Source organism: Neisseria gonorrhoeae (assembly GCF_013030075.1).
GTDB lineage: Bacteria > Pseudomonadota > Gammaproteobacteria > Burkholderiales > Neisseriaceae > Neisseria > Neisseria gonorrhoeae.
This window is the reverse complement of record NZ_AP023069.1, coordinates 1,955,366-1,976,497: the sequence shown is the minus strand read 5'-3', so window position 1 is coordinate 1,976,497 and position 21,132 is coordinate 1,955,366. Positions and strand designations below refer to the sequence as shown.

Genomic DNA, 21,132 nt, shown 5'->3' with positions numbered 1-21,132 from the left:
TCAAGACTCCACTTTCAACAAGTAGCTGATTTTATTAATCATACCACGGTTTTCAGAGGTATCTAAAACCTCTACCGTATGCTCGCGACGACGCAAACCTAAACCGCGTGCACATGCACGATGAGATTCAATTGTACCAATCAGGCTTTTAACCAATGTAACCCTAATCTTTTTTTGTTCAGCCATGGTTAACTCCCAAAATGTCTTCCACTGTCAAGCCACGTTTGGCTGCGATATCAGCAGGAGTATGCAACTTAGACAAACCATCTAATGTTGCACGTACGATATTATATGGGTTAGTAGATCCGTGCACTTTGGCGGAAATATTATGAATGCCCATAGCATCAAAAACCAAACGCATAGGTCCACCGGCTTTTACGCCACTACCCTCTTTAGCAGGCTGCATAAATACTTTAGTAGCACCATGTCGACCAATAACCTCATGATGGATCGTACCATTTTTTAATGGTACCTTAATCATAGAGCGTCGTGCTTGATCCATCGCCTTTTGGACTGCAACAGGCACTTCTTTTGACTTACCTTTACCCATACCAATACGACCATCTCCATCACCAACAACAGTTAGCGCAGAGAAAGCCATAATGCGACCACCTTTAACTACTTTGGTTACACGGTTAACTGCGACCATCTTTTCAATCAGACCGTCACCGCGTTCTTCAATTTCATGTTTTGCCATCTGAAAGTCTCCAAATATTTAGAAGCTTAAACCATTTTCACGAGCAGCTTCAGCCAAAGCCTTCACACGACCGTGATATTGGAAACCTGAACGATCAAAAGCAACCTTTTCTACACCTGCTGCTTTAGCCTTCTCAGCAATACGTTTACCAACTATTGCAGCTGCTTCAACATTGCTTCCAGATTTCAGACTACCGCGCACCTCAGCTTCCAATGTAGAGGCTTGAGCCAATACTTTATCACCTTCAGCACTAATTACTTGAGCATAAATATGATTATTGCTTCGGAACACACATAATCTTACCATTTTCAAGTCCGCAATACGAGCACGGGTTTTGCGTGCACGACGGAGTCGGGTTGTATGTTTATCCATTAGTGAACCTCAATTATTTTTTCTTGGCTTCTTTCATTACCACTACTTCGCCTACATAGCGAACACCTTTACCTTTATAAGGCTCAGGAGCACGGAACGCACGAATCTCAGAAGCAACTTGACCAACAACTTGTTTATCCGAGCCAGTTAAAACAATCTCTGTTTGGCTAGGAGTTTGAACGGAGACACCTTCAGGCATTTCATATACGATCGGATGAGAAAAACCCAAAGACAGATTCAAGATTTTACCTTGTGCTTGAGCACGATAACCCACGCCTATCAATTGTAATTTCTTCTCAAAACCTTCTGAAACACCTTTAACCATATTGCTGACTAATGCGCGAGCAGTACCAGACATTGCATTTGCTTGTTTACTGCTATTATTCGCAACAAAAGTCAATTTGCCATCATTAAATTCAATGGCTACATCAGAATGCAAAGGAAAAGACAATTCACCGTTCTTACCCTTAATAACCAATGCCTCTGTTCCAAATTTTACTTCTACACCAGCGGGAACCGTCACTGGGTTTTTTGCGACACGTGACATTTCTTTTCCTCCACTAGGCTACAATGCATAACAACTCACCACCAACACCTTGAGAACGTGCTTTACGATCAGTCATTACACCTTTAGAAGTACTAACGATAGCAATACCCAAGCCATTCATAACACTTGGAATCTCACTAGACGCTTTATAAATACGCAAACCGGGGCGAGATACACGCTTGATTTGTTCAATTACAGGACGACCTGCATAGTATTTTAATTGAATTTCCAATATAGACTTTACGTCAGATGAAACTGCGAAGTCCTCAATATATCCTTCTTCTTTCAATACCTTTGCAATAGCACACTTTAATTTTGAAGAAGGCATTGCAACTGCTGCTTTATTAGCACGTTGCGCATTGCGGATACGAGTCAACATATCGGAAATAGGATCATGCATACTCATTCTTAATTACTCCTATTACCAGCTGGCTTTAACAACACCCGGAATTTCGCCACGCATGGCGATTTCACGGATTTTAATACGACCCAAACCAAATTTACGGAAAGTACCACGAGGGCGACCTGTCAAAGCACAACGACGACGTTGACGCACAGGTGCCGCATTACGAGGAATGGATTGAAACCTCAAACGAGCCTCAAAACGCTCTTCCTCAGTTGCATTCGAATCATTGATTACCGCTTTAATTGCCGCGCGTTTAGCCGCATATTTTTTAGCCAAAGCTTGACGTTTCAGATCACGATTAATAAGTGCTTTCTTAGCCATGATTATCCTTTGAACGGAAATTTAAACAATGACAATAAAGCTTTCGCTTCCTCATCGGTTTTTGCTGTAGTAGTAATAGTAATATTCAAACCACGCAAAGCATCAATTTTATCGTATTCAATTTCCGGGAAAATAATTTGCTCACGAACACCCATATTGTAATTGCCACGGCCATCAAATGATTTACCGCTCACACCACGGAAGTCACGTACGCGAGGTAATGCAATAGTAATCAAACGATCCAAGAATTCAAACATTTGATCACGACGCAATGTTACTTTGCAACCAACCGGATAGTTATCACGGATTTTAAAACCTGCGATAGATTTACGGGCAACAGTAACAACCGGTCTTTGACCGGCAATTCTCTCTAAATCGGAAACAGCATGTTCCATAACTTTTTTGTCAGCAACAGCCTCACCCACACCCATATTCAAGGTGATTTTTTCAATACGCGGGACTTCCATTACTGATTTGTAACCAAATTGTTTAACCAATTCAGGAACAACTGTCTCTTTATAAAACTCTCTCAACCGAGCCATGTTATCTCCTTATGCTCCAATGATAGAGCCATTTGATTTGAAGAAACGAACGCGTTTAACTTTGCCTTCATTTTCAATCAGCTTAATACCAACACGGTCCGCTTTATTAGTTTCCGGATTCAGGATTGCGATATTAGAAATATCCAAAGGCATTTCTTTAGTAATAATACCGCCCTTAATGCCACGCATTGGATTAGGTTTTTGATGGCGTTTTACAACATTAACGCCCTCAACAACAACTTTACCACCCAACACTCGAACTACTTGACCCTGCTTACCTTTATCCTTACCAGCAATTACTACAACCCTATCGCCTTTAATGATTTTATTCATCGTGCTATTCCTTATAATACTTCAGGTGCCAATGAAACGATTTTCATAAATCGCTCAGTACGCAATTCACGGGTTACCGGACCAAAGATACGAGTACCCAAAGGTTCAAGTTTATTATTCAGCAACACGGCGGCATTGTTATCGAATTTAATTAACGCACCATCAGGACGACGCACACCCTTAGCAGTACGAACAACTACCGCATTATATACATCGCCTTTTTTGACACGGCCACGCGGAACCGCATCTTTAACTGCCACTTTAATAATATCGCCAACAGAAGCGTAGCGACGCTTAGATCCGCCCAATACCTTGATACACATTACGCGACGCGCACCAGAGTTATCAGCCACATCTAAGATGGTCTGCATTTGAATCATATTATTACCTTTAAATTAACCAACTTAATTTACCACTTTCAGATAACTTACAGCAAAGCCGCTGCTTATTAAATGAAACCTTGCGGTTCAAGTAAACCAGTCTTGGATCCCGAAAGGGAAGAAACTTCCAGAAGAAACTGAAAGACAGGAAACGAAGTTTACACGCAAATTAAATTTGCTGCAATACTTCGTTTCCCATTCCAAGCACGTTGCTTTAATTCTTAAATAGAACGTGCTTTCTCAACCAGCTCACTGACAACCCAAGATTTAGTTTTTGACAATGGACGGGATTCCGATATAACAACCACATCACCAATTCCATATTGATTATTTTCATCATGGGCATGGATTTTAGTAGATAATCGAATAATCTTACCATACAGCGAATGTTTTACTTTACGCTCAACCAATACTGTTACGGTTTTATCCATTTTGTCGCTTACTACTTTGCCTTGCAAAGTACGAACATTTTTAGTTTCGCTCATTACTTAGCACCTTTTTCAGTTAAAACGGTTTTAATACGAGCAATATCGCGACGTACACGTTTCAATTCACTTGGTTTGCCTAATTGACCGGTAGCGTTTTGCATACGTAAGCCAAACTGAGCTTTCAACAAGTCCAACAAATCTGCATTCAACTGCTCAACGGATTTGTCTTTCAATTCATTTGCTTTCATTATTGACCCACCTGTCTTACTACAAAGGTTGTAGGAATAGGCAATTTGGCAGCAGCCAACTCGAATGCTTCACGAGCCAGTTCCTCTGGAACGCCATCCATTTCATACAACACTTTACCTGGTTTAATTTCGGCAATGTAATATTCCACGTTACCTTTACCGCCACCCATACGAACTTGAATAGGCTTTTCAGTAATCGGTTTGTCAGGGAATACACGAATCCAAATACGACCACCACGTTTGATGTGACGGGTCATTGCACGACGAGCAGCTTCGATTTGACGGGCAGTCAAACGACCACGACCTACGGCTTTCAAGCCGAACTCACCGAAACTTACCTTATTACCGCGAGTAGCGATGCCGGTATTGCGACCCTTTTGTTGCTTACGGTATTTCAGTCTAGTTGGCTGCAGCATTACGTCTACCTGCCTTTCTTTGTTTACTCTCATGTTCAGGTTTGGAAGATTTAATATTGCCTTCCGTATAAACCCAAACTTTCAGACCCAATACACCATATGTGGTGTGCGCTTCGCTGGTTGCATAATCTACATTTGCACGTAAAGTATGCAGTGGCACGCGACCTTCACGATACCATTCGCTACGGGCAATATCCGCACCATTCAGACGGCCTGAAGTCATAATCTTAATGCCTTTAGCACCAGAACGCATTGCATTTTGCATTGCTCGTTTCATAGCACGACGGAATTGAACGCGTTTTTCCAACTGCTGGGCGATACCATCAGCAATAATTTGAGCATCCAACTCAGGACGGCGAATCTCTTCAATATTTACATGAATAGGTACACCCATCAAGACTTGCAAGTCACGTTTCAAAACTTCGATATCCTCACCTTTTTTACCGATAACCACACCCGGACGAGCGGAGTGAATGGTAATGCGTGCAGATTTTGCAGGGCGTTCAATAATTACTCGACCAACCGAAGCATTGGCCAATTTTTGACGCAAATAATTGCGAACATCGATATCCTGCTTCAAAACAGTAGAAAAGTCGGTACTTTTAGCAAACCATTTTGAAGCCCAGTCTTTAGTTACCGCCAGGCGAAAGCCTGTAGGGTTAATCTTTTGTCCCATAGCTTTTCCTTAGTTACCCACTGTCACATTGATATGACAAGTTTGTTTTTCGATGCGGTTACCGCGACCTTTGGCGCGAGCTTGAAAACGTTTCAAGCTTGGACCTTTGTCAACAAAGATAGTTACCACTTTCAGTTCATCAATGTCCGCACCGTTATTATGCTCAGCATTAGCAATAGCTGACTCCAATACTTTTTTGATCAGCTCGGCACCTTTTTTAGGGCTGAAAGCCAAAATATTCAAAGCTTGGGCAACGTCTTTACCACGAATCAAATCAGCTACCAAACGAGCCTTTTGAGCAGAGATACGGGCATTTTTATGTTGTGCATTTACTCTCATGATTCACCTTATTTCTTTTTAGCCTTTTTATCGGCCAGGTGGCCTTTAAAGGTACGGGTCAATGAGAATTCGCCTAATTTATGACCAACCATATTGTCGCTGATAAACACAGGCACATGGGTGCGACCGTTGTGCACGGCAATGGTCAGACCGATAAAATCAGGCAGAATGGTAGAACGACGAGACCAGGTTTTAATCGGGCGTTTGTCGTTGCTTGCGCGAACAGCATCTACTTTTTTCAGCAAATGCAGGTCTACATATGGGCCTTTTTTCAATGAACGAGCCATACTAATTAACCTTTATTTGAGTAACGGCGACGAACAATCATATTATCCGTGCGTTTGTTATTACGAGTGCGGTAGCCTTTAGCAGGAGTACCCCATGGACTAACCGGTTCGCGGGCTTCGCCGGTACGGCCTTCACCACCACCATGCGGGTGATCGACGGGATTCATGACAACACCGCGTACGGTCGGACGAATACCGCGCCAACGGTTAGCACCGGCTTTACCGATTTTTTTCAGACTTTGCTCTTCGTTACCGACTTCACCGATGGTCGCACGGCAATCTACGTTGATTTTACGAACTTCGCCAGAGCGCAGACGGACTTGAGCGTATGCACCTTCTTTAGCCAACAATACCGCAGAAGCACCGGCAGAACGTGCGATTTGAGCACCTTTACCGGGTTTCATTTCGATACAGTGGATAGTCGTACCAACGGGAATGTTGCGGATCGGCAGGGTGTTGCCTACTTTGATGGCAGCTTCAGCACCGGAAACCAATACGACACCGGCTTGAATACCGCGAGGAGCGATGATGTAACGACGCTCGCCGTCTGCATAGCACAACAGTGCGATGAAGGCAGTACGGTTAGGATCGTATTCGATACGCTCTACTTTAGCAGAAATGCCGTCTTTGTTACGTTTAAAGTCTACAACACGGTAATGGTGTTTATGACCGCCGCCTTTGTGACGGGTGGTGATATGACCATTATTGTTACGGCCGGCAGTAGAATTTTTCTTTTCAAGCAAGGGTGCATAAGGTGCACCTTTGTGCAAACCTTCTGTTACCACGCGAACCATGCCGCGACGGCCTGCAGAGGTCGGCTTCATTTTAACGATTGCCATTTTGTTTATTCCTTATCTGCAGCTGCAGCAGCGGCTTCCAAATCCAACTCTTGACCGTCAGCCAAGCTTACATAAGCTTTTTTAACATCGCTGCGGCGACCCAAAATACGACCAAAACGCTTAGTTTTGCCTTTAGTGGTAACGGTAGTTACAGAAGCAACTTGAACACCGAACAGCAGCTCGACAGCAGCTTTGATTTCAGGTTTGGTTGCATTTGCCAAGACTTTAAACGTCATTTGGTTGCATTTTTCAGCCAATACGTTGCTTTTTTCAGAAACGACAGGCGCCAAGATTACTTGAGTCAAACGTTGTTGATTCATACCCATTGCTCCTCTAATTGTGCAACCGCATCTTTAGTGATGATTACTTTTTTATAACGCAGCAAGCTGTAAGGATCAACTTGTTGAGCTTCCAAAACCAATACGTTTGGCAAGTTGCGTGAAGCCAAGTAAACATTCTCGTCGAGCCGTTTGGTTACAAACAGCACTTGCTCCAGAGCCAAATTTTTTACTTGTTCGGCAAAAACTTTGGTTTTGGGAGTTTCGGCAGTCAACGCCTCAATCACAAACAAACGCTCGTCACGCGCCAATTGGGACAGGATAGTCGCCATACCGGCACGGTACATTTTACGGTTTACTTTTTGAGTGAAGTTTTCGTCGGGTTTGTTCGGGAACGCGCGACCGCCTTTACGCCACAGCGGAGAAGAAGTCATACCGGAACGGGCGCGGCCGGTACCTTTTTGACGCCATGGTTTTTTGGTTGAGTGTTTTACTTCGGCACGGGTTTTTTGAGCACGGTTACCAGAGCGGGCGTTTGCCAAGTAGGCATTTACCAGCTGGTGAACCAACGCTTCATTGTATTCGCGGGCGAACAAAGCATCAGAAACAGACAGGCTGCCTGAAACTTGTCCTTTAGCGTCAATTACTTTCAATTCCATTACGCACCTACTTTCACGCTGGGACGAACTACAACATCGCTGTTGACCGCACCCGGAACAGCACCCTTAACCAACAGCAGTTGGCGTTCTGCATCAACACGGACAACTTCCAATTTTTGAACAGTTGCTTTGGTGTTGCCGTATTGGCCGGCCATGCGCTTACCGGGGAACACGCGACCCGGGTCTTGCGCCACACCGATAGAGCCTGGAACGCGGTGAGAACGGGAGTTACCGTGGGAAGTACGTTGGGCACCGAAGTTATGACGTTTGATCGTGCCGGAGAAACCTTTACCTTTAGAGGTACCGGTTACATCGACCAGTTGACCGACTTCAAACATAGAAACGGTGATTTCGTCACCGGCTTTCAATTCAGCCAGTTTTTCTTCAGTCAAAGCAAACTCAATCAAACCGCGACCGGCTTCAACACCTGCTTTTGCAAAGTGTCCGGCTTCGGCTTTGTTGACACGATTGGCTTTTTTCTGACCAAAGGTAACTTGAACGGCGGTATAGCCGTCAGTATCTTTGGATTTTACTTGTGTAACGCGGTTGGCAGACATATCCAAAACGGTTACCGGAACAGAAACACCCTGCTCGTCGAACACGCGGGTCATACCAACTTTGCGTCCAACCAGACCTAAAGTCATGATTATTTTCCTTTTAAAGTAAAGGGACAGGCTGCGATTGGCCTGTCTTTCAGATAAAGTTAAACTTGGCAAAAATGTACCAAGCTTGACATTATATCCGACAAGTCAAAGAAATATCAACAGAAATATCAGAAATATCTTCAATATGCCGTCTGAAGCGTTTTGAATCTTCAGAAGGCATGGGGTCGGATGCTTTTAAAGTGTCGGTATCCGACCATCACGGCGTATGCATCTTTCTCCGACAAACCGGGATGACGTGCGTGTCCTGCAAGATCTTAACCGCCCGCTCCAAATCATGCCGTTCTTCCAAATTCAATTCTTTGTTGTTTAAAATATAGTGGATTAAATTTAAATCAGGACAAAGCGACGAAGCCGCAGACAGTACAAATAGTACGGCAAGGCGAGGCAACGCCGTACCGGTTTAAATTTAATCCACTATATCTTTAAAGACATTAGTAGGCTCATCATCTTTCCTTTATTTACTTGAGAATAAAACATCATCCATCCTTAGAATCAGATGGATGCTTCTGCCCAAACCAAGCCCGATTCTACCTTTTTTCGGGGGGCAAGCCTTAGGAAAGTTATGGATAAAAAATATCCTGTTTTGTTCACTAAAAAATGCCGTCTGAAAATTCTTGAGGCACAAAATAAGCCGATTTCACCGACCGCACTGTTTTTTGATTTTGTTGTTTTGCCTTAAATCTGTTTGCCGCCGCATATTTTCAGACGGCATAACATAAAAAATCCCCAAGCATTGATTGCTTGGGGATTTTCGACAGTCCGAATTATTGGACTTTGATTTCTACATCAACACCGGCCGGCAAATCCAGCTTCATCAGCGCATCGGTAGTTTTATCGGTCCAATCCACGATGTCCATCAGGCGCAAATGGGTGCGGATTTCCAATTGTTCACGGGAAGTTTTGTTCATGTGCGGAGAACGCAAAATGTTGAAACGCTCGATTTTGGTCGGCAAAGGAATCGGGCCTTTTACAACAGCACCGGTACGTTTTGCAGTTTCAACGATTTCTTGTGCAGAACGGTCAATCAGGGCGTAATCATAAGCTTTCAGGCGGATACGGATTTTTTGGTTTGCCATTTATCAATATCCTTCAATTAAGCGATAACAGAAGAAACCACGCCGGCACCCACGGTACGGCCGCCTTCGCGAATCGCAAAGCGCAGACCTTCTTCCATAGCGATAGGCGCAATCAGTTCTACAGTAATGGTTACGTTCTCACCCGGCATTACCATTTCCACACCTTTTTCCAAAGTAACCGCGCCGGTTACGTCAGTGGTACGGAAGTAGAATTGGGGACGGTAGTTGGCGAAAAACGGGGTATGGCGGCCGCCCTCTTCTTTGCTCAATACGTACACTTCTGCTTTGAACTTGGTGTGAGGAGTGATAGTACCCGGTTTGGCCAATACCTGACCGCGTTCTACGTCTTCACGTTTGGTACCGCGCAGCAATACGCCTACGTTGTCGCCCGCCTGACCTTCGTCCAGCAGTTTGCGGAACATTTCAACGCCGGTACAGGTGGTTTTTTGGGTTTCTTTCAGACCGACGATTTCAATCTCGTCACCAACGTGGATGATACCTCGCTCTACACGGCCGGTGACTACGGTACCGCGGCCGGAAATGGAGAACACGTCTTCGATAGGCAGCAGGAATGGTTTGTCCACGGCACGCTCGGGAGTCGGGATGTAGCTGTCCAATGCGGTAGCCAGTTCGAAGATTTTTTCTTCGTAAGCGGCATCGCCTTCCAAGGCTTTCAGTGCGGAACCTTGTACGATCGGGCAGTCGTCGCCGGGGAAGTCGTAGCTGGACAGCAGGTCGCGGATTTCCATTTCAACCAGTTCCAACAGCTCGGCATCGTCGACCATGTCGCATTTGTTCATGAACACGATGATGTAAGGTACGCCTACTTGACGGGCCAGCAGGATGTGTTCGCGGGTTTGCGGCATAGGGCCGTCGGCAGCAGAACATACCAGGATTGCACCGTCCATTTGTGCGGCGCCGGTAATCATGTTTTTAACGTAGTCGGCGTGACCCGGACAGTCTACGTGTGCGTAGTGGCGGGTTTCGGTTTCGTATTCTACGTGCGAGGTGTTAATGGTAATACCGCGTGCTTTTTCTTCGGGTGCGTTGTCGATTTGGTCGTAAGCTTTTGCAGCGCCGCCGAATTTTTTAGCTAAAATAGTAGTCAAAGCAGCAGTCAGGGTGGTTTTACCATGGTCAACGTGACCGATGGTGCCAACGTTTACGTGCGGTTTGCTACGTTCGAATTTTTCCTTAGCCATGAGCTAATTCCTTTACATTAAAGATCGATTAAAGAACAATGCCATCTGAAAAATCATTTCAGCCTTTCAGACGGCCTATTTGCCTGATTAGCCTTTACGGGCTTCAGTTACAGCAGCAGCTATGTGGGCAGGAGCTTCAGAATATTTCTTGAACTCCATAGAGTAAGTAGCGCGGCCTTGGGTTGCAGAACGCAGGTCGGTCGAGTAACCGAACATTTCTGCCAGAGGTACTTCGGCACGGACTTTTTTACCGCCGATACCGTCATCATCCATACCCAATACAACACCGCGACGGCGGTTCAAGTCGCCCATTACGTCGCCCATGTATTCTTCCGGAGTTTCCACTTCAACTGCCATAATCGGCTCAAGCAGGGCAGGAGATGCTTGACGCATACCTTCTTTAAACGCTTGAGAAGCAGCCAATTCAAATGCCAATTGGGAAGAGTCGACATCATGGTAAGAACCGAATACCAGACGGATACGTACGTCAACTACAGGATAGCCGGCAACGATACCGTTAGGCAACGTATCGCGGATACCTTTATCGACAGACGGAATAAATTCGCGAGGAATCACACCACCTTTAATTTCATCGATAAACTCGTAACCTTCACCACCCGGTTCCATAGGTTCCATTTCAATCACAACGTGACCGTATTGACCTTTACCACCGGATTGTTTTGCATGTTTGTATTCAGCTTTAACGGCTTTGCGGATAGTTTCACGGTAAGCCACTTGAGGTGCACCGATATTTGCTTCCACACCGAATTCGCGTTTCATACGGTCAACAATAATTTCCAAGTGCAGCTCACCCATACCGGAAATAATGGTTTGACCGGATTCTTCGTCTGTACGAACGCGGAAAGAAGGGTCTTCTTTAGCCAAGCGGTTCAGGGCGATACCCATTTTCTCTTGGTCGGCTTTGGTTTTCGGCTCAACGGCAATATGGATTACCGGCTCGGGGAATTCCATACGTTCCAAGATAATCGGCGCGCTTTCCGCACACAAGGTTTCACCGGTAGTAACGTCTTTCAGACCGATAGCGGCTGCGATGTCGCCAGCGCGTACTTCTTCGATTTCAGTACGGTCTGCGGCAGTCATTTGCACCAAACGACCGATACGTTCGCGAGTGCCTTTTACAGAATTCAGTACGGTATCGCCGGATTTTACTACGCCTGAGTAAACGCGGATAAAGGTCAGCTGACCGACGTATTTGTCGTTCAACATTTTGAATGCCAATGCAGAGAATTTCTCTTCATCGCTGGCTTGACGGCTGTCGGCTTCTTCAGTGTTAGGATTAACACCTTGAACCGGAGGAATATCGGTAGGAGCTGGCAGCAATTCTACAACTGCGTCCAACATACGTTGAACACCTTTGTTTTTAAATGCAGAACCGCACAGCATAGGCTGAATTTCGCCTGCCAAAGTACGTTGACGCAACGCGCCTACGATTTCTTCTTCGGCCAGATCTTCACCGCCCAAGTATTTGTCCATCAGTTCTTCGCTGGCTTCGGCTGCGGCTTCAATCATATTTTGACGCCATTCTTCGGCAGTTTCGACCAATTCGGCAGGAATATCGCCATAGGTAAAGGTTGTACCTTTATCGGCTTCATTCCAGATGATAGATTTCATTTTCAGCAAATCGACAACACCGGTGAAACTGTCTTCCGCGCCTACCGGAATGACGATAGGTACGGGGTTTGCGCGCAAACGGGTTTTCATTTGCTCGACAACGCGGAAGAAGTTGGCACCTTGGCGGTCCATTTTATTGACAAACGCCAAGCGCGGAACTTGGTATTTGTTGGCTTGCCGCCATACGGTTTCAGATTGCGGTTGAACACCGCCCACCGCACAGTAAACCATTACCGCGCCGTCCAATACACGCATAGAACGCTCTACCTCTACGGTAAAGTCAACGTGCCCCGGGGTGTCGATGATGTTGAAGCGGTGCTCGGGGAATTGTTTCGCCATACCGGACCAGTAGGAAGTAACGGCAGCGGAGGTAATGGTAATACCGCGCTCTTGCTCTTGTTCCATGTAGTCGGTAGTAGCCGCACCGTCATGCACTTCGCCCAGCTTGTGGGTCAAACCGGTATAGAACAAAATACGTTCTGTCGTCGTGGTTTTACCCGCATCGATATGGGCGGAAATACCGATGTTGCGGTACAGGCTGATCGGGGTCTTACGAGCCATTTTATTAGCCTTTCAAAATTAGAAACGGAAGTGAGAGAATGCTTTGTTGGCTTCAGCCATACGGTGTACTTCTTCACGTTTTTTCAACGCACCGCCACGGCCTTCGGACGCATCAATCAACTCGCCTGCCAAACGCAGATCCATGGATTTCTCACCACGTTTGCGGGCCGCGTCGCGAACCCAACGCATTGCCAAAGCCAGACGGCGTGAAGGACGAACTTCAACAGGAACTTGGTAGTTTGCACCACCTACACGGCGGCTTTTCACTTCCACGATAGGTTTGGAGTTTGCAATGGCTTCGTTAAATACTTCGATTGCTGCTTTGCCGGTTTTTTTCTCAATCTGTTCCAACGCACCGTAAACGATACGCTCGGCAACGGATTTTTTACCGTCAATCATCAATACGTTCATGAATTTGGTCAACTCGACGCTACCGAATTTAGGATCTGGCAGTACGTCGCGCTTGGGGACTTCTCTACGTCTTGGCATTTTAATTTCCTTTAATCTATTCAGTCGGGTCTATTCCCATGAATACCCAATTGAGTATTCACTTACTCGGCCGTTGTTCAGCTTAGGCGGCCGACGTGCCTATTTGAGTCCCGGTAATTATTTAGGACGCTTAGCACCGTATTTAGAACGGGCTTGTTTGCGGTCTTTAACACCTGCAGTATCCAAAGAACCGCGTACAGTGTGGTAACGTACACCCGGCAAGTCTTTTACACGGCCGCCGCGAATCAGTACGACGCTGTGCTCTTGCAGGTTGTGGCCTTCACCGCCGATATATGAAATGACTTCAAAACCGTTGGTCAGGCGGACTTTACATACTTTACGCAATGCAGAGTTAGGTTTTTTAGGGGTAGTCGTGTATACACGGGTGCACACGCCGCGTTTTTGCGGGCAGGCTTCCAGTGCGGGCACTTTGTTTACGTACACGGGCTTTTGACGGCCTTTGCGTACCAATTGGTTGATAGTTGGCATATTTTCTCGTCCTGTTGAGTTAAATACTTGCCGACACCATGTCGGCAAGAGTGGAATTATATTTTTATTGCAAGCAGACAGTCAAGCATAACGACAAGAAAAAAGATGATTTTCTTGTTTGCCGATAAATATTTACCGACATCCCTCACAATCAGTCGGACGGCTGGAGAAAATACTGTCAATACGTTTTTTCCATACTGACAAACCATCCCTTGCCGCTGTGCGAATAAAAGGCGGGCATATTGCTGTTGTTCTTGTTGTAACGGAAATTTATTTGGGGTGTAAATCCTTTCCACGACAGTTTTTTATGCCATAAAGCCGCGCTCATCCGATGTTAATCATCACGCCGAGTAAAATTGTAAATTAATGTTGCAGGGGCTTTAAATATCCGTTTCGTGTAACCCGCACCCAACTTCAGTCCAAGACCGCCGTCTAATATTTTCACCGTACCCAAACTTACACCATAACGCCGTGAAGCCTGCTCTTTCTCCACAGTATTATCAAACATACCGCTAATACCCCCGTACAACTGCCAAGCCGACATAGCGTAATAGCTGAACGTACCGCTCACCGAAATCGTTTTACTGTTGTAACGTTTTGCCAAATATTCGTCATGGTATTGTTTGCGGCCATACTGGAAAGATTGGGTGCTGCGCCATTTTTCATTCAGACGGCGGCTGTAATCCAACGCAATACCCGTATTTGCCGTATAACGGTTATTGCCCAGCCGGTTTTGTTTGACAAAGGGCCGGAATCCCCACTCTAGACGGCTATTCCGATAACGGTAGCCTACTTCGGCATGAAACGCCTGTTCGCTAAAATCCCGGGCATTCCAATAATGCACACCGGAACCGCTGATGCCTAAGCGGGCAAAGTGATTGCCTGCCATGTTAAACATCCGGTCAATACCCAATTCATACCTTATCCCGTTGGCGCGTTTGGGCAGGCTGTCTTCCGATTTTATCCATTTCCGGCCGTTGATGACGATGTCCCGTGAAAGGGACGCATTGTTTACATTATCTGTTTGTTCATAGTTCATATTGAACGAAGGATGCCACGCCTGCACCGCTTCCGCCTGACGGATATATTCCCGTGCAAGCTGCCGCATATCGGGCGGCAACACCTCCTCGGCCCGGTGCAACTGAACCAATGCCTCACGATATTGTTTGTCTTCAAACAGCATCACGCCCAAATCAAAACGGGGATAAACAAGATCGGGTCTTTCCGACAACAACTCACGGTATAGATCGGCCGCCTCGAACATCGCCGCCTGCCGCGCTTTTAGGAACTTCAGACGGCATTGCATCGCGAACCGGCGGCACATCCTCTGCAAACGGCAGGAGGGCGAGGCTTTCCCCTTCAGACGGCATCGCAGCCCGACTACCGACGTTAATCGGTTCGACAGGCACGCCGATATCCTCGGCAAACGTCGCCGAAGCGATTAGGTATCCCATAAAAAAGATATTTTTAGATTTCATCAATTTCATAACAAATTCAAATAAAATGCCCAGCAACGCCATTTTTCTTTTCGTATTGCCCGGCCATTTATGTTCAGTAAGAATCAACTGTTTTAAAAGAAATTATTGCTGTTTTGAGGTATTGCATTGCCGCTTGGCAGTATTCGATTTGGCGGACTGTTTTTTGAAGAAAATGCCGTCTGAAACTTCAGACGGCATCTTGCCCGGACAAACGGCACTAAATAGAAATAGTGCTTTCTCTATTTCTTCTCGCCGCCGAAACCGATAACAGCTTGATGTTTATGCTCTTGGCTTACAGCACCTGCTACTTCATTAGCCGCTTCGCCGAAAATACCCAAATGATACTTTTTAATCTCATTATCCTTCTCTAACATAGCCACCCCTTCGTTCACGCCGAAATAAGAAACCCGGTCTTTCAACCCCAAGCTGGAGCCGGACTCTCGATAAGGGATTCTCTCAATAGCAGCTTCTTCTAATTTGATCTTGCCATATTGTTCCATTCCTTCAATTGAGCCAGAGCCTTTTCTACGATCAAAATCAATTGTGTATCTAAATACGCCATTATGGTTATCTAACGATTCTTTGGATAAAACCCCATTACCGCCAAATGCCCGACCTTCATATTGAAAGCTCCCAGCCTTGGGTAATTTGTCTTCATCTGTTGCCACGCCTCTAATGTCGCCCAGATACAAGTCAAAAGGAATCTCTTCAGGATTTTGTCCATCCTCTTCTATAGGATTACCGTCTTTTCGACTGTAGCCAAAATAGCCTCTAACCACAGAATACGGTTGCTCATAAACCCAAGTTTTTAATAGCGCATAATTCTGTTCTTTATCCGCACCGTAAAACTCAATCTTTTGCTCACTCAAACCTTTGGGGAGAACATCTAGTTCCCCCCCTTACTACCTTCGTATTTTTTACCATTAACATATACATCCATCTTCTGAAGTTGTTCCTTACTAAACGGCTCTTCGCCGTCTAGAAATAGCATTGCCTTGACAGATTCACCCTTACCGAGCTTACCTGCATATTGTTTTCGCACTCCTGTATATTCATCACCTTTAACCTTTAATACTTTGGCTTGCAATTCTTTTGGTACATCTTTTAATGATGATTTCTTCAGATATTCAATAACTTTTTCATCTTTCGCATCAACATTTGCATTGTCTTTCAGTTGTTCCGAAACGCTTGGTTGAACCGACATAGATGAATCGGAACCGCCACCCGCGCACGCTGTTAGCCCCATAGAAGCAATAACAGCAATAACAAGTTTATTCATTGCTGATTGAGATACTTTCATTTAGACTCCCCCAAACTTTGTTAAAAAAACTTAAGCTTTAAGTCTGGGAATTCTACCCCCCACCGTGCGAAATTTTTAAAGTATTTTTGCAATATTTAACACAATAACCTTCGGATTTAACTCGTTCTATTCGATGCATAATTTGACGGCACGAAGATATGGGACACTTATCGGGCTTATATCCACACGCCTCAAAATGACGAAAACGCTTGTTTTTGCCTTAATCGGACAAAGAAAAACCGCAAGCTCAAGGCTTGCGGTTTTTTATTGAATGAACGCGCCGAAGATTATTCATCCGTTACTTGGGTTTCAGCAGTCTCCTGCTCTACCCCTTGCCATTGCTGATGACGGCTGCGGTGATAAGTCAAACCGGTACCGGCAGGAATCAGGCGACCGACGATGACATTCTCTTTCAGACCGCGCAGTTCGTCTTGTTTGCCCATGATGGCAGCTTCGGTCAACACACGGGTGGTTTCTTGGAACGATGCGGCAGAAATGAAGCTGTCGGTGGACAGGGAGGCTTTGGTAATACCCAGCAATATGTTTTCGTAACGTGCCGGCTCTTTGCCTTCTTCCAAAGCTTTTTCATTGGCCGCCATCATATCGCCGCGTTCGACCTGCTCTCCGGTAATAAACCCGGTTTCGCCGGCATCCGCAATGTTCACACGGCGCAACATTTGACGGATGATGACTTCGATGTGTTTATCGGAAATCTTCACACCTTGCAGGCGGTAAACCTCTTGCACCTCTTGGACAATGTAGCGTGCCAGTGCTTCGATACCTTGCAGACGCAGAATATCGTGCGGATCGACCGCGCCGTCCACAATGGTTTCGCCTCGGTTTACCACTTGACCGTCATGTACCAGAATTTGTTTCTCTTTGGAAATCAAAGTCTCGTATGCTACACCGTCCACGTCAGTGATAATCAGACGTTGTTTGCCTTTGGTCTCCTTACCGAAGGAAACGGTACCGGTAATTTCCGCCAGCATACCGGCATCTTTCGGCACGCGTGCTTCAAACAGCTCGGCAACGCGCGGCAGACCGCCGGTAATGTCGCGGGTTTTGGAAGAGGCTTGCGGAATACGCGCCAATACGTCGCCTTTACCGATTTCCTGACCTTCGCGTACGGTAATCACCGCACCAACGGGGAATGCCATCGAAACCGGAGTGGACGTACCGGGAATACAGATTTCCACGCCGTTTTCGTCCAAGAGTTTCACAGTCGGACGCAGCAGTTTGGAAGCACTAGAGGAACGGCGTTTACCGTCAATCACTACCAAAGCGGACAAACCGGTTACATCATCGGTTTGTTTTGCAACGGTAACGCCCTCTTCCATGTTCTCGAATTTCACCATACCTGCATGTTCGGTAATCATCGGACGGGTATGCGGATCCCAAGTTGCCAAGGTTTGACCGGCTTTAATGGCCATACCGTCTTGTACCAGCAGGATGGCACCGTAAGGTACTTTGTGGCGTTCGCGTTCACGGCCGATGTCATCGTGAATCACGACTTCGCAAGAACGGCCGATGACAACCAACTCGCCTTTGTTGTTGGCAACATAACGCATTTGGCTGCTGAAACGTGCCGTACCGTTGGATTTGGCTTCGACTTGGCTGGCTGCTGCCGCACGGGATGCCGCACCACCGATGTGGAACGTACGCATGGTCAACTGGGTACCCGGTTCACCAATAGACTGAGCCGCAATCACGCCGACTGCCTCGCCGGCATTGACCAGTTTGCCGCGCGCCAAGTCGCGGCCGTAACAGTGCGCGCACAGACCGTGGCGGGTTTTACAAGTAATCGGAGTACGGACTTTGACTTCATCGACACCGGATTGGTCAATCATATCCACCAGTTTTTCAGTCAACAACGTACCGGCTTCAACCAAAGTCTCGCCGCTTGACGGATCGACAACGTCAGACGCGGTAACACGACCCAAAATACGATCGCGCAATGCTTCAATCACATCACCGCCTTGTACCACTGCCTTCATGACAAAGCCGTCTGAAGTACCGCAATCGTCTTCAACAACGACCAAGTCTTGAGTTACGTCTACCAGACGACGGGTCAGGTAACCGGAGTTCGCGGTTTTCAACGCGGTATCCGCCAAACCCTTACGCGCACCGTGGGTCGCAATAAAGTATTGCAATACGGTCAGACCTTCGCGGAAGTTTGAGGTAATCGGCGTTTCAATAATCGATCCGTCAGGTTTCGCCATCAAACCGCGCATACCGGACAACTGTTTAATCTGAGCCGCAGAACCACGGGCACCGGAGTCCGCCATCATATAAATGGAGTTGAATGACTCTTGATCGACTTCGTTGCCGTCACGGTCGATAACTTTTTGTTTGGACAGGTTGTCCATCATCGCTTTAGCAATCTTATCGCCGGCACGACCCCAAATATCCACCACTTTGTTGTAGCGTTCGCCGTTGGTAACCAAACCTTGACGGTATTGGTCTTCGATTTCTTTAACTTCGGCATTGGCTTCAGCCAGCAAGGCCGCTTTTTCTTTTGGAATTTCCATATCGTCAACGGCAATGGAAATACCGCCTTTTGCCGCAAATCCGAAACCGGTGTACATCAGGTGGTCGGCGAAGATAACCGTATCGCGCAAGCCGCACAGGCGGAACGATGCGTTAATCAGCTTGGAAATTTCTTTTTTCTTCAACGCTTTGTTGACATATTCAAACGGCAGGCCTTTCGGCAGGATTTCGCTCAACAATGCACGGCCGACGGTTGTTTCGTAACGGTTAACGACAGGCTCAAACTCACCTGCTTCGTTTTTCACCCATTCGCGCAGACGTACGGTTATTTTTGTACCCAGCTCGACCTGTTTGGTATGGTATGCACGATGCACTTCTTTCACATCGGCAAACAGGCTGCCCTCGCCTTTGGCATTGATACGGTCGCGGGTCATGTAGTACAGACCCAATACGATGTCTTGGGAAGGTACGATAATCGGTTCGCCGTTGGCAGGAGACAATACGTTGTTTGAAGCCAGCATCAGCGTGCGTGCTTCCATTTGCGCTTCCAAGCTCAATGGAACGTGTACTGCCATTTGGTCACCGTCAAAGTCGGCATTAAATGCGGCACACACCAATGGGTGCAACTGAATCGCTTTACCTTCGATCAGAATAGGCTCGAACGCTTGAATACCCAAACGGTGCAGGGTCGGCGCACGGTTCAACATAATCGGATGTTCGCGGATGACTTCTTCCAAGATATCCCATACTTCAGGTACTTCTTGTTCTACCAATTTTTTCGCAGCTTTAACGGTAGACGCCAAACCTTGTTTTTCCAATTTGTGGAAAATAAATGGTTTGAACAGTTCCAACGCCATTTTTTTCGGCAAACCGCATTGGTGCAGACGCAGGTATGGGCCTACGGTAATCACGGAACGGCCGGAGTAGTCCACACGTTTGCCCAACAGGTTTTGACGGAAGCGGCCGCCTTTACCTTTAATCATATCTGCCAACGATTTCAGCGGACGTTTGTTGGCTCCGGTCATGGCTTTACCGCGACGGCCGTTATCCAACAGCGAGTCAACCGCTTCTTGCAACATACGTTTTTCGTTGCGGACGATGATGTCAGGCGCATGCAGTTCCAGCAGGCGTTTCAGACGGTTGTTGCGGTTGATGACGCGGCGGTACAAATCGTTCAAATCGGAAGTGGCAAAACGGCCGCCGTCCAACGGAACCAACGGACGCAAATCAGGCGGCAATACCGGCAGCACATCCATAATCATCCACTCCAGCTTCATACCGGAACGATGGAAGGCTTCCAATACTTTCAAGCGTTTAGCGATTTTTTTGATTTTGGTGTCAGAACCGGTCGATTCAAGCTCTTGGCGCAGGATTTCGATTTCGCCTGCTACATCCAAGGTTCGCAACAATTCGCGGATACCTTCCGCACCCATTTTGGCATCGAAGTCGTCGCCGTATTCGTCCAGTTTGTTGTAGTAATCGTCTTCAGTCAGCAATTGACGACGTTGCAACGGAGTCATGCCGGGATCGGTCACCACGAATGCTTCAAAGTACAATACGCGTTCGATATCACGCAACGTCATGTTCAATACCATACCCAAGCGGGAAGGCAGGGATTTCAAGAACCAAATATGGGCAACGGGTGCAGCCAATTCGATATGGCCCATGCGTTCGCGGCGCACTTTGGACAGGGTAACTTCTACGCCACATTTTTCACAGGTTACGCCTTTAAATTTCAATCGTTTGTATTTTCCGCACAAGCATTCGTAGTCTTTGACCGGGCCAAAGATTTTGGCGCAGAACAAGCCGTCGCGCTCGGGTTTGAACGTACGGTAGTTGATGGTTTCAGGTTTTTTAACTTCGCCATAAGACCATGAGCGGATGGTTTCGGGAGAGGCAATACCGATTTTGATGGCATCAAACTCTTCTTCCATACCTGCGGTTTGCAACGGATTAAATAAGTTCAACAAATTCATTTCTGCTCC

At 46.5% G+C, this 21,132-nt stretch carries 28 protein-coding genes and 2 pseudogenes; 1 reads left to right on the top strand and 29 read right to left on the bottom strand.

The genetic code is table 11. The annotated features are described in order from the left end of the window. From rpmD to rplC, 19 genes are all read right to left on the bottom strand, one after another. Positions 1-186, bottom strand: a complete 186-nt coding sequence (rpmD, locus tag HT085_RS10430; RefSeq protein WP_003690310.1) for a 50S ribosomal protein L30 — start codon at positions 184-186, stop codon at positions 1-3. Next, on the bottom strand, positions 179-697 hold the full coding sequence (gene rpsE, locus HT085_RS10425) for a 30S ribosomal protein S5 (protein WP_002215445.1): 519 nt from the start codon (positions 695-697) through the stop codon (positions 179-181). Before rpsE ends, rpmD begins: the two co-directional genes overlap by 8 nt. Positions 698-715: 18 nt before the next feature. Beyond that, positions 716-1,069, bottom strand: a complete 354-nt coding sequence (rplR, locus tag HT085_RS10420) for a 50S ribosomal protein L18 (RefSeq protein ID WP_002215441.1) — start codon at positions 1,067-1,069, stop codon at positions 716-718. Positions 1,070-1,082: 13 nt separating this feature from the next. Beyond that, positions 1,083-1,616, bottom strand: coding sequence for a 50S ribosomal protein L6 (gene rplF / locus HT085_RS10415; protein WP_003690068.1), 534 nt, complete (start codon positions 1,614-1,616; stop codon positions 1,083-1,085). A 13-nt stretch (positions 1,617-1,629) separates the two neighbouring features. Continuing rightward, positions 1,630-2,022, bottom strand: coding sequence for a 30S ribosomal protein S8 (gene rpsH / locus HT085_RS10410; protein WP_002215438.1), 393 nt, complete (start codon positions 2,020-2,022; stop codon positions 1,630-1,632). 15 nt (positions 2,023-2,037) lie between these two features. Further along, positions 2,038-2,343: a 30S ribosomal protein S14 gene (gene rpsN / locus HT085_RS10405; protein WP_002216244.1), complete on the bottom strand. Its 306-nt coding sequence runs from the start codon at positions 2,341-2,343 to the stop codon at positions 2,038-2,040. Between the two features lie 2 nt (positions 2,344-2,345). Beyond that, positions 2,346-2,885: a 50S ribosomal protein L5 gene (gene rplE, locus HT085_RS10400; RefSeq protein ID WP_003690070.1), complete on the bottom strand. Its 540-nt coding sequence runs from the start codon at positions 2,883-2,885 to the stop codon at positions 2,346-2,348. Positions 2,886-2,894: 9 nt separating this feature from the next. Further along, on the bottom strand, positions 2,895-3,218 hold the full coding sequence (rplX, locus tag HT085_RS10395; RefSeq protein ID WP_003690072.1) for a 50S ribosomal protein L24: 324 nt from the start codon (positions 3,216-3,218) through the stop codon (positions 2,895-2,897). Between the two features lie 11 nt (positions 3,219-3,229). After that, the gene (gene rplN, locus HT085_RS10390; RefSeq protein WP_003690075.1) at positions 3,230-3,598 is read right to left on the bottom strand and encodes a 50S ribosomal protein L14; all 369 of its coding nucleotides are present in this window, start codon (positions 3,596-3,598) and stop codon (positions 3,230-3,232) included. Positions 3,599-3,819: 221 nt separating this feature from the next. Further along, complete coding sequence (gene rpsQ / locus HT085_RS10385; RefSeq protein ID WP_003690077.1) at positions 3,820-4,083, bottom strand: 30S ribosomal protein S17; 264 nt, start codon at positions 4,081-4,083, stop codon at positions 3,820-3,822. After that, a complete protein-coding gene (rpmC, locus tag HT085_RS10380; protein ID WP_002215432.1) occupies positions 4,083-4,274 on the bottom strand; it encodes a 50S ribosomal protein L29 in 192 nt (63 codons plus the stop codon). The genes rpsQ and rpmC overlap by 1 nt, the downstream gene beginning before the upstream one ends. Then, entirely contained in the window at positions 4,274-4,690 is a 417-nt protein-coding gene (gene rplP / locus HT085_RS10375; RefSeq protein WP_002215430.1) for a 50S ribosomal protein L16, read from the bottom strand. Before rplP ends, rpmC begins: the two co-directional genes overlap by 1 nt. Then, positions 4,674-5,366 carry a 30S ribosomal protein S3 gene (rpsC, locus tag HT085_RS10370; protein ID WP_003690079.1) on the bottom strand — a complete coding sequence of 231 codons (693 nt, stop codon included), beginning with the start codon at positions 5,364-5,366 and terminating at the stop codon, positions 4,674-4,676. Before rpsC ends, rplP begins: the two co-directional genes overlap by 17 nt. Positions 5,367-5,375: 9 nt before the next feature. Further along, entirely contained in the window at positions 5,376-5,705 is a 330-nt protein-coding gene (gene rplV / locus HT085_RS10365) for a 50S ribosomal protein L22 (protein ID WP_002215424.1), read from the bottom strand. Between the two features lie 8 nt (positions 5,706-5,713). Then, complete coding sequence (rpsS, locus tag HT085_RS10360; protein WP_003690082.1) at positions 5,714-5,992, bottom strand: 30S ribosomal protein S19; 279 nt, start codon at positions 5,990-5,992, stop codon at positions 5,714-5,716. A gap of 5 nt (positions 5,993-5,997) precedes the next feature. Beyond that, on the bottom strand, positions 5,998-6,831 hold the full coding sequence (gene rplB, locus HT085_RS10355) for a 50S ribosomal protein L2 (RefSeq protein ID WP_003690083.1): 834 nt from the start codon (positions 6,829-6,831) through the stop codon (positions 5,998-6,000). Positions 6,832-6,836: 5 nt separating this feature from the next. Then, positions 6,837-7,151 carry a 50S ribosomal protein L23 gene (gene rplW, locus HT085_RS10350; protein WP_010359449.1) on the bottom strand — a complete coding sequence of 105 codons (315 nt, stop codon included), beginning with the start codon at positions 7,149-7,151 and terminating at the stop codon, positions 6,837-6,839. Continuing rightward, positions 7,148-7,768, bottom strand: coding sequence for a 50S ribosomal protein L4 (rplD, locus tag HT085_RS10345; RefSeq protein ID WP_003690088.1), 621 nt, complete (start codon positions 7,766-7,768; stop codon positions 7,148-7,150). The genes rplW and rplD overlap by 4 nt, the downstream gene beginning before the upstream one ends. Then, positions 7,768-8,412 (bottom strand): 50S ribosomal protein L3, encoded by a 645-nt coding sequence (gene rplC, locus HT085_RS10340; RefSeq protein ID WP_003690089.1) that lies wholly within the window; start codon positions 8,410-8,412, stop codon positions 7,768-7,770. The genes rplD and rplC overlap by 1 nt, the downstream gene beginning before the upstream one ends. A 327-nt stretch (positions 8,413-8,739) precedes the next feature. On the opposite strand from rplC, the pseudogene HT085_RS10335 reads away from it, so the two are divergent. Continuing rightward, positions 8,740-8,856: pseudogene (locus tag HT085_RS10335) on the top strand (IS5/IS1182 family transposase); the annotation flags it as partial. Between the two features lie 341 nt (positions 8,857-9,197). Here the strand turns inward: HT085_RS10335 and rpsJ are convergent. The 10 genes and pseudogenes from rpsJ to rpoC form a co-directional block, all read right to left on the bottom strand. Further along, positions 9,198-9,509, bottom strand: coding sequence for a 30S ribosomal protein S10 (gene rpsJ, locus HT085_RS10325; protein WP_002228872.1), 312 nt, complete (start codon positions 9,507-9,509; stop codon positions 9,198-9,200). 17 nt (positions 9,510-9,526) lie between these two features. Next, positions 9,527-10,711 carry an elongation factor Tu gene (gene tuf / locus HT085_RS10320; protein ID WP_003690212.1) on the bottom strand — a complete coding sequence of 395 codons (1,185 nt, stop codon included), beginning with the start codon at positions 10,709-10,711 and terminating at the stop codon, positions 9,527-9,529. A gap of 87 nt (positions 10,712-10,798) precedes the next feature. Continuing rightward, a complete protein-coding gene (fusA, locus tag HT085_RS10315) occupies positions 10,799-12,904 on the bottom strand; it encodes an elongation factor G (protein WP_003690097.1) in 2,106 nt (701 codons plus the stop codon). Positions 12,905-12,922: 18 nt separating this feature from the next. Beyond that, entirely contained in the window at positions 12,923-13,393 is a 471-nt protein-coding gene (rpsG, locus tag HT085_RS10310; protein WP_003690099.1) for a 30S ribosomal protein S7, read from the bottom strand. 117 nt (positions 13,394-13,510) lie between these two features. Next, complete coding sequence (gene rpsL, locus HT085_RS10305; protein WP_002218431.1) at positions 13,511-13,882, bottom strand: 30S ribosomal protein S12; 372 nt, start codon at positions 13,880-13,882, stop codon at positions 13,511-13,513. 178 nt (positions 13,883-14,060) lie between these two features. Next, positions 14,061-14,921 (bottom strand): annotated as a pseudogene (locus tag HT085_RS10295) (surface lipoprotein assembly modifier). A 196-nt stretch (positions 14,922-15,117) separates the two neighbouring features. Continuing rightward, positions 15,118-15,360, bottom strand: coding sequence for a hypothetical protein (locus HT085_RS10290; RefSeq protein WP_010951359.1), 243 nt, complete (start codon positions 15,358-15,360; stop codon positions 15,118-15,120). Between the two features lie 239 nt (positions 15,361-15,599). After that, positions 15,600-16,229 carry a factor H binding protein domain-containing protein gene (locus tag HT085_RS10285; RefSeq protein ID WP_003690102.1) on the bottom strand — a complete coding sequence of 210 codons (630 nt, stop codon included), beginning with the start codon at positions 16,227-16,229 and terminating at the stop codon, positions 15,600-15,602. A 17-nt stretch (positions 16,230-16,246) separates the two neighbouring features. Beyond that, positions 16,247-16,660, bottom strand: a complete 414-nt coding sequence (locus HT085_RS10280) for a hypothetical protein (protein ID WP_010360919.1) — start codon at positions 16,658-16,660, stop codon at positions 16,247-16,249. A 287-nt stretch (positions 16,661-16,947) separates the two neighbouring features. Then, positions 16,948-21,123, bottom strand: a complete 4,176-nt coding sequence (rpoC, locus tag HT085_RS10275) for a DNA-directed RNA polymerase subunit beta' (protein ID WP_003690305.1) — start codon at positions 21,121-21,123, stop codon at positions 16,948-16,950. Between the last annotated feature and the right edge of the window lie 9 nt (positions 21,124-21,132).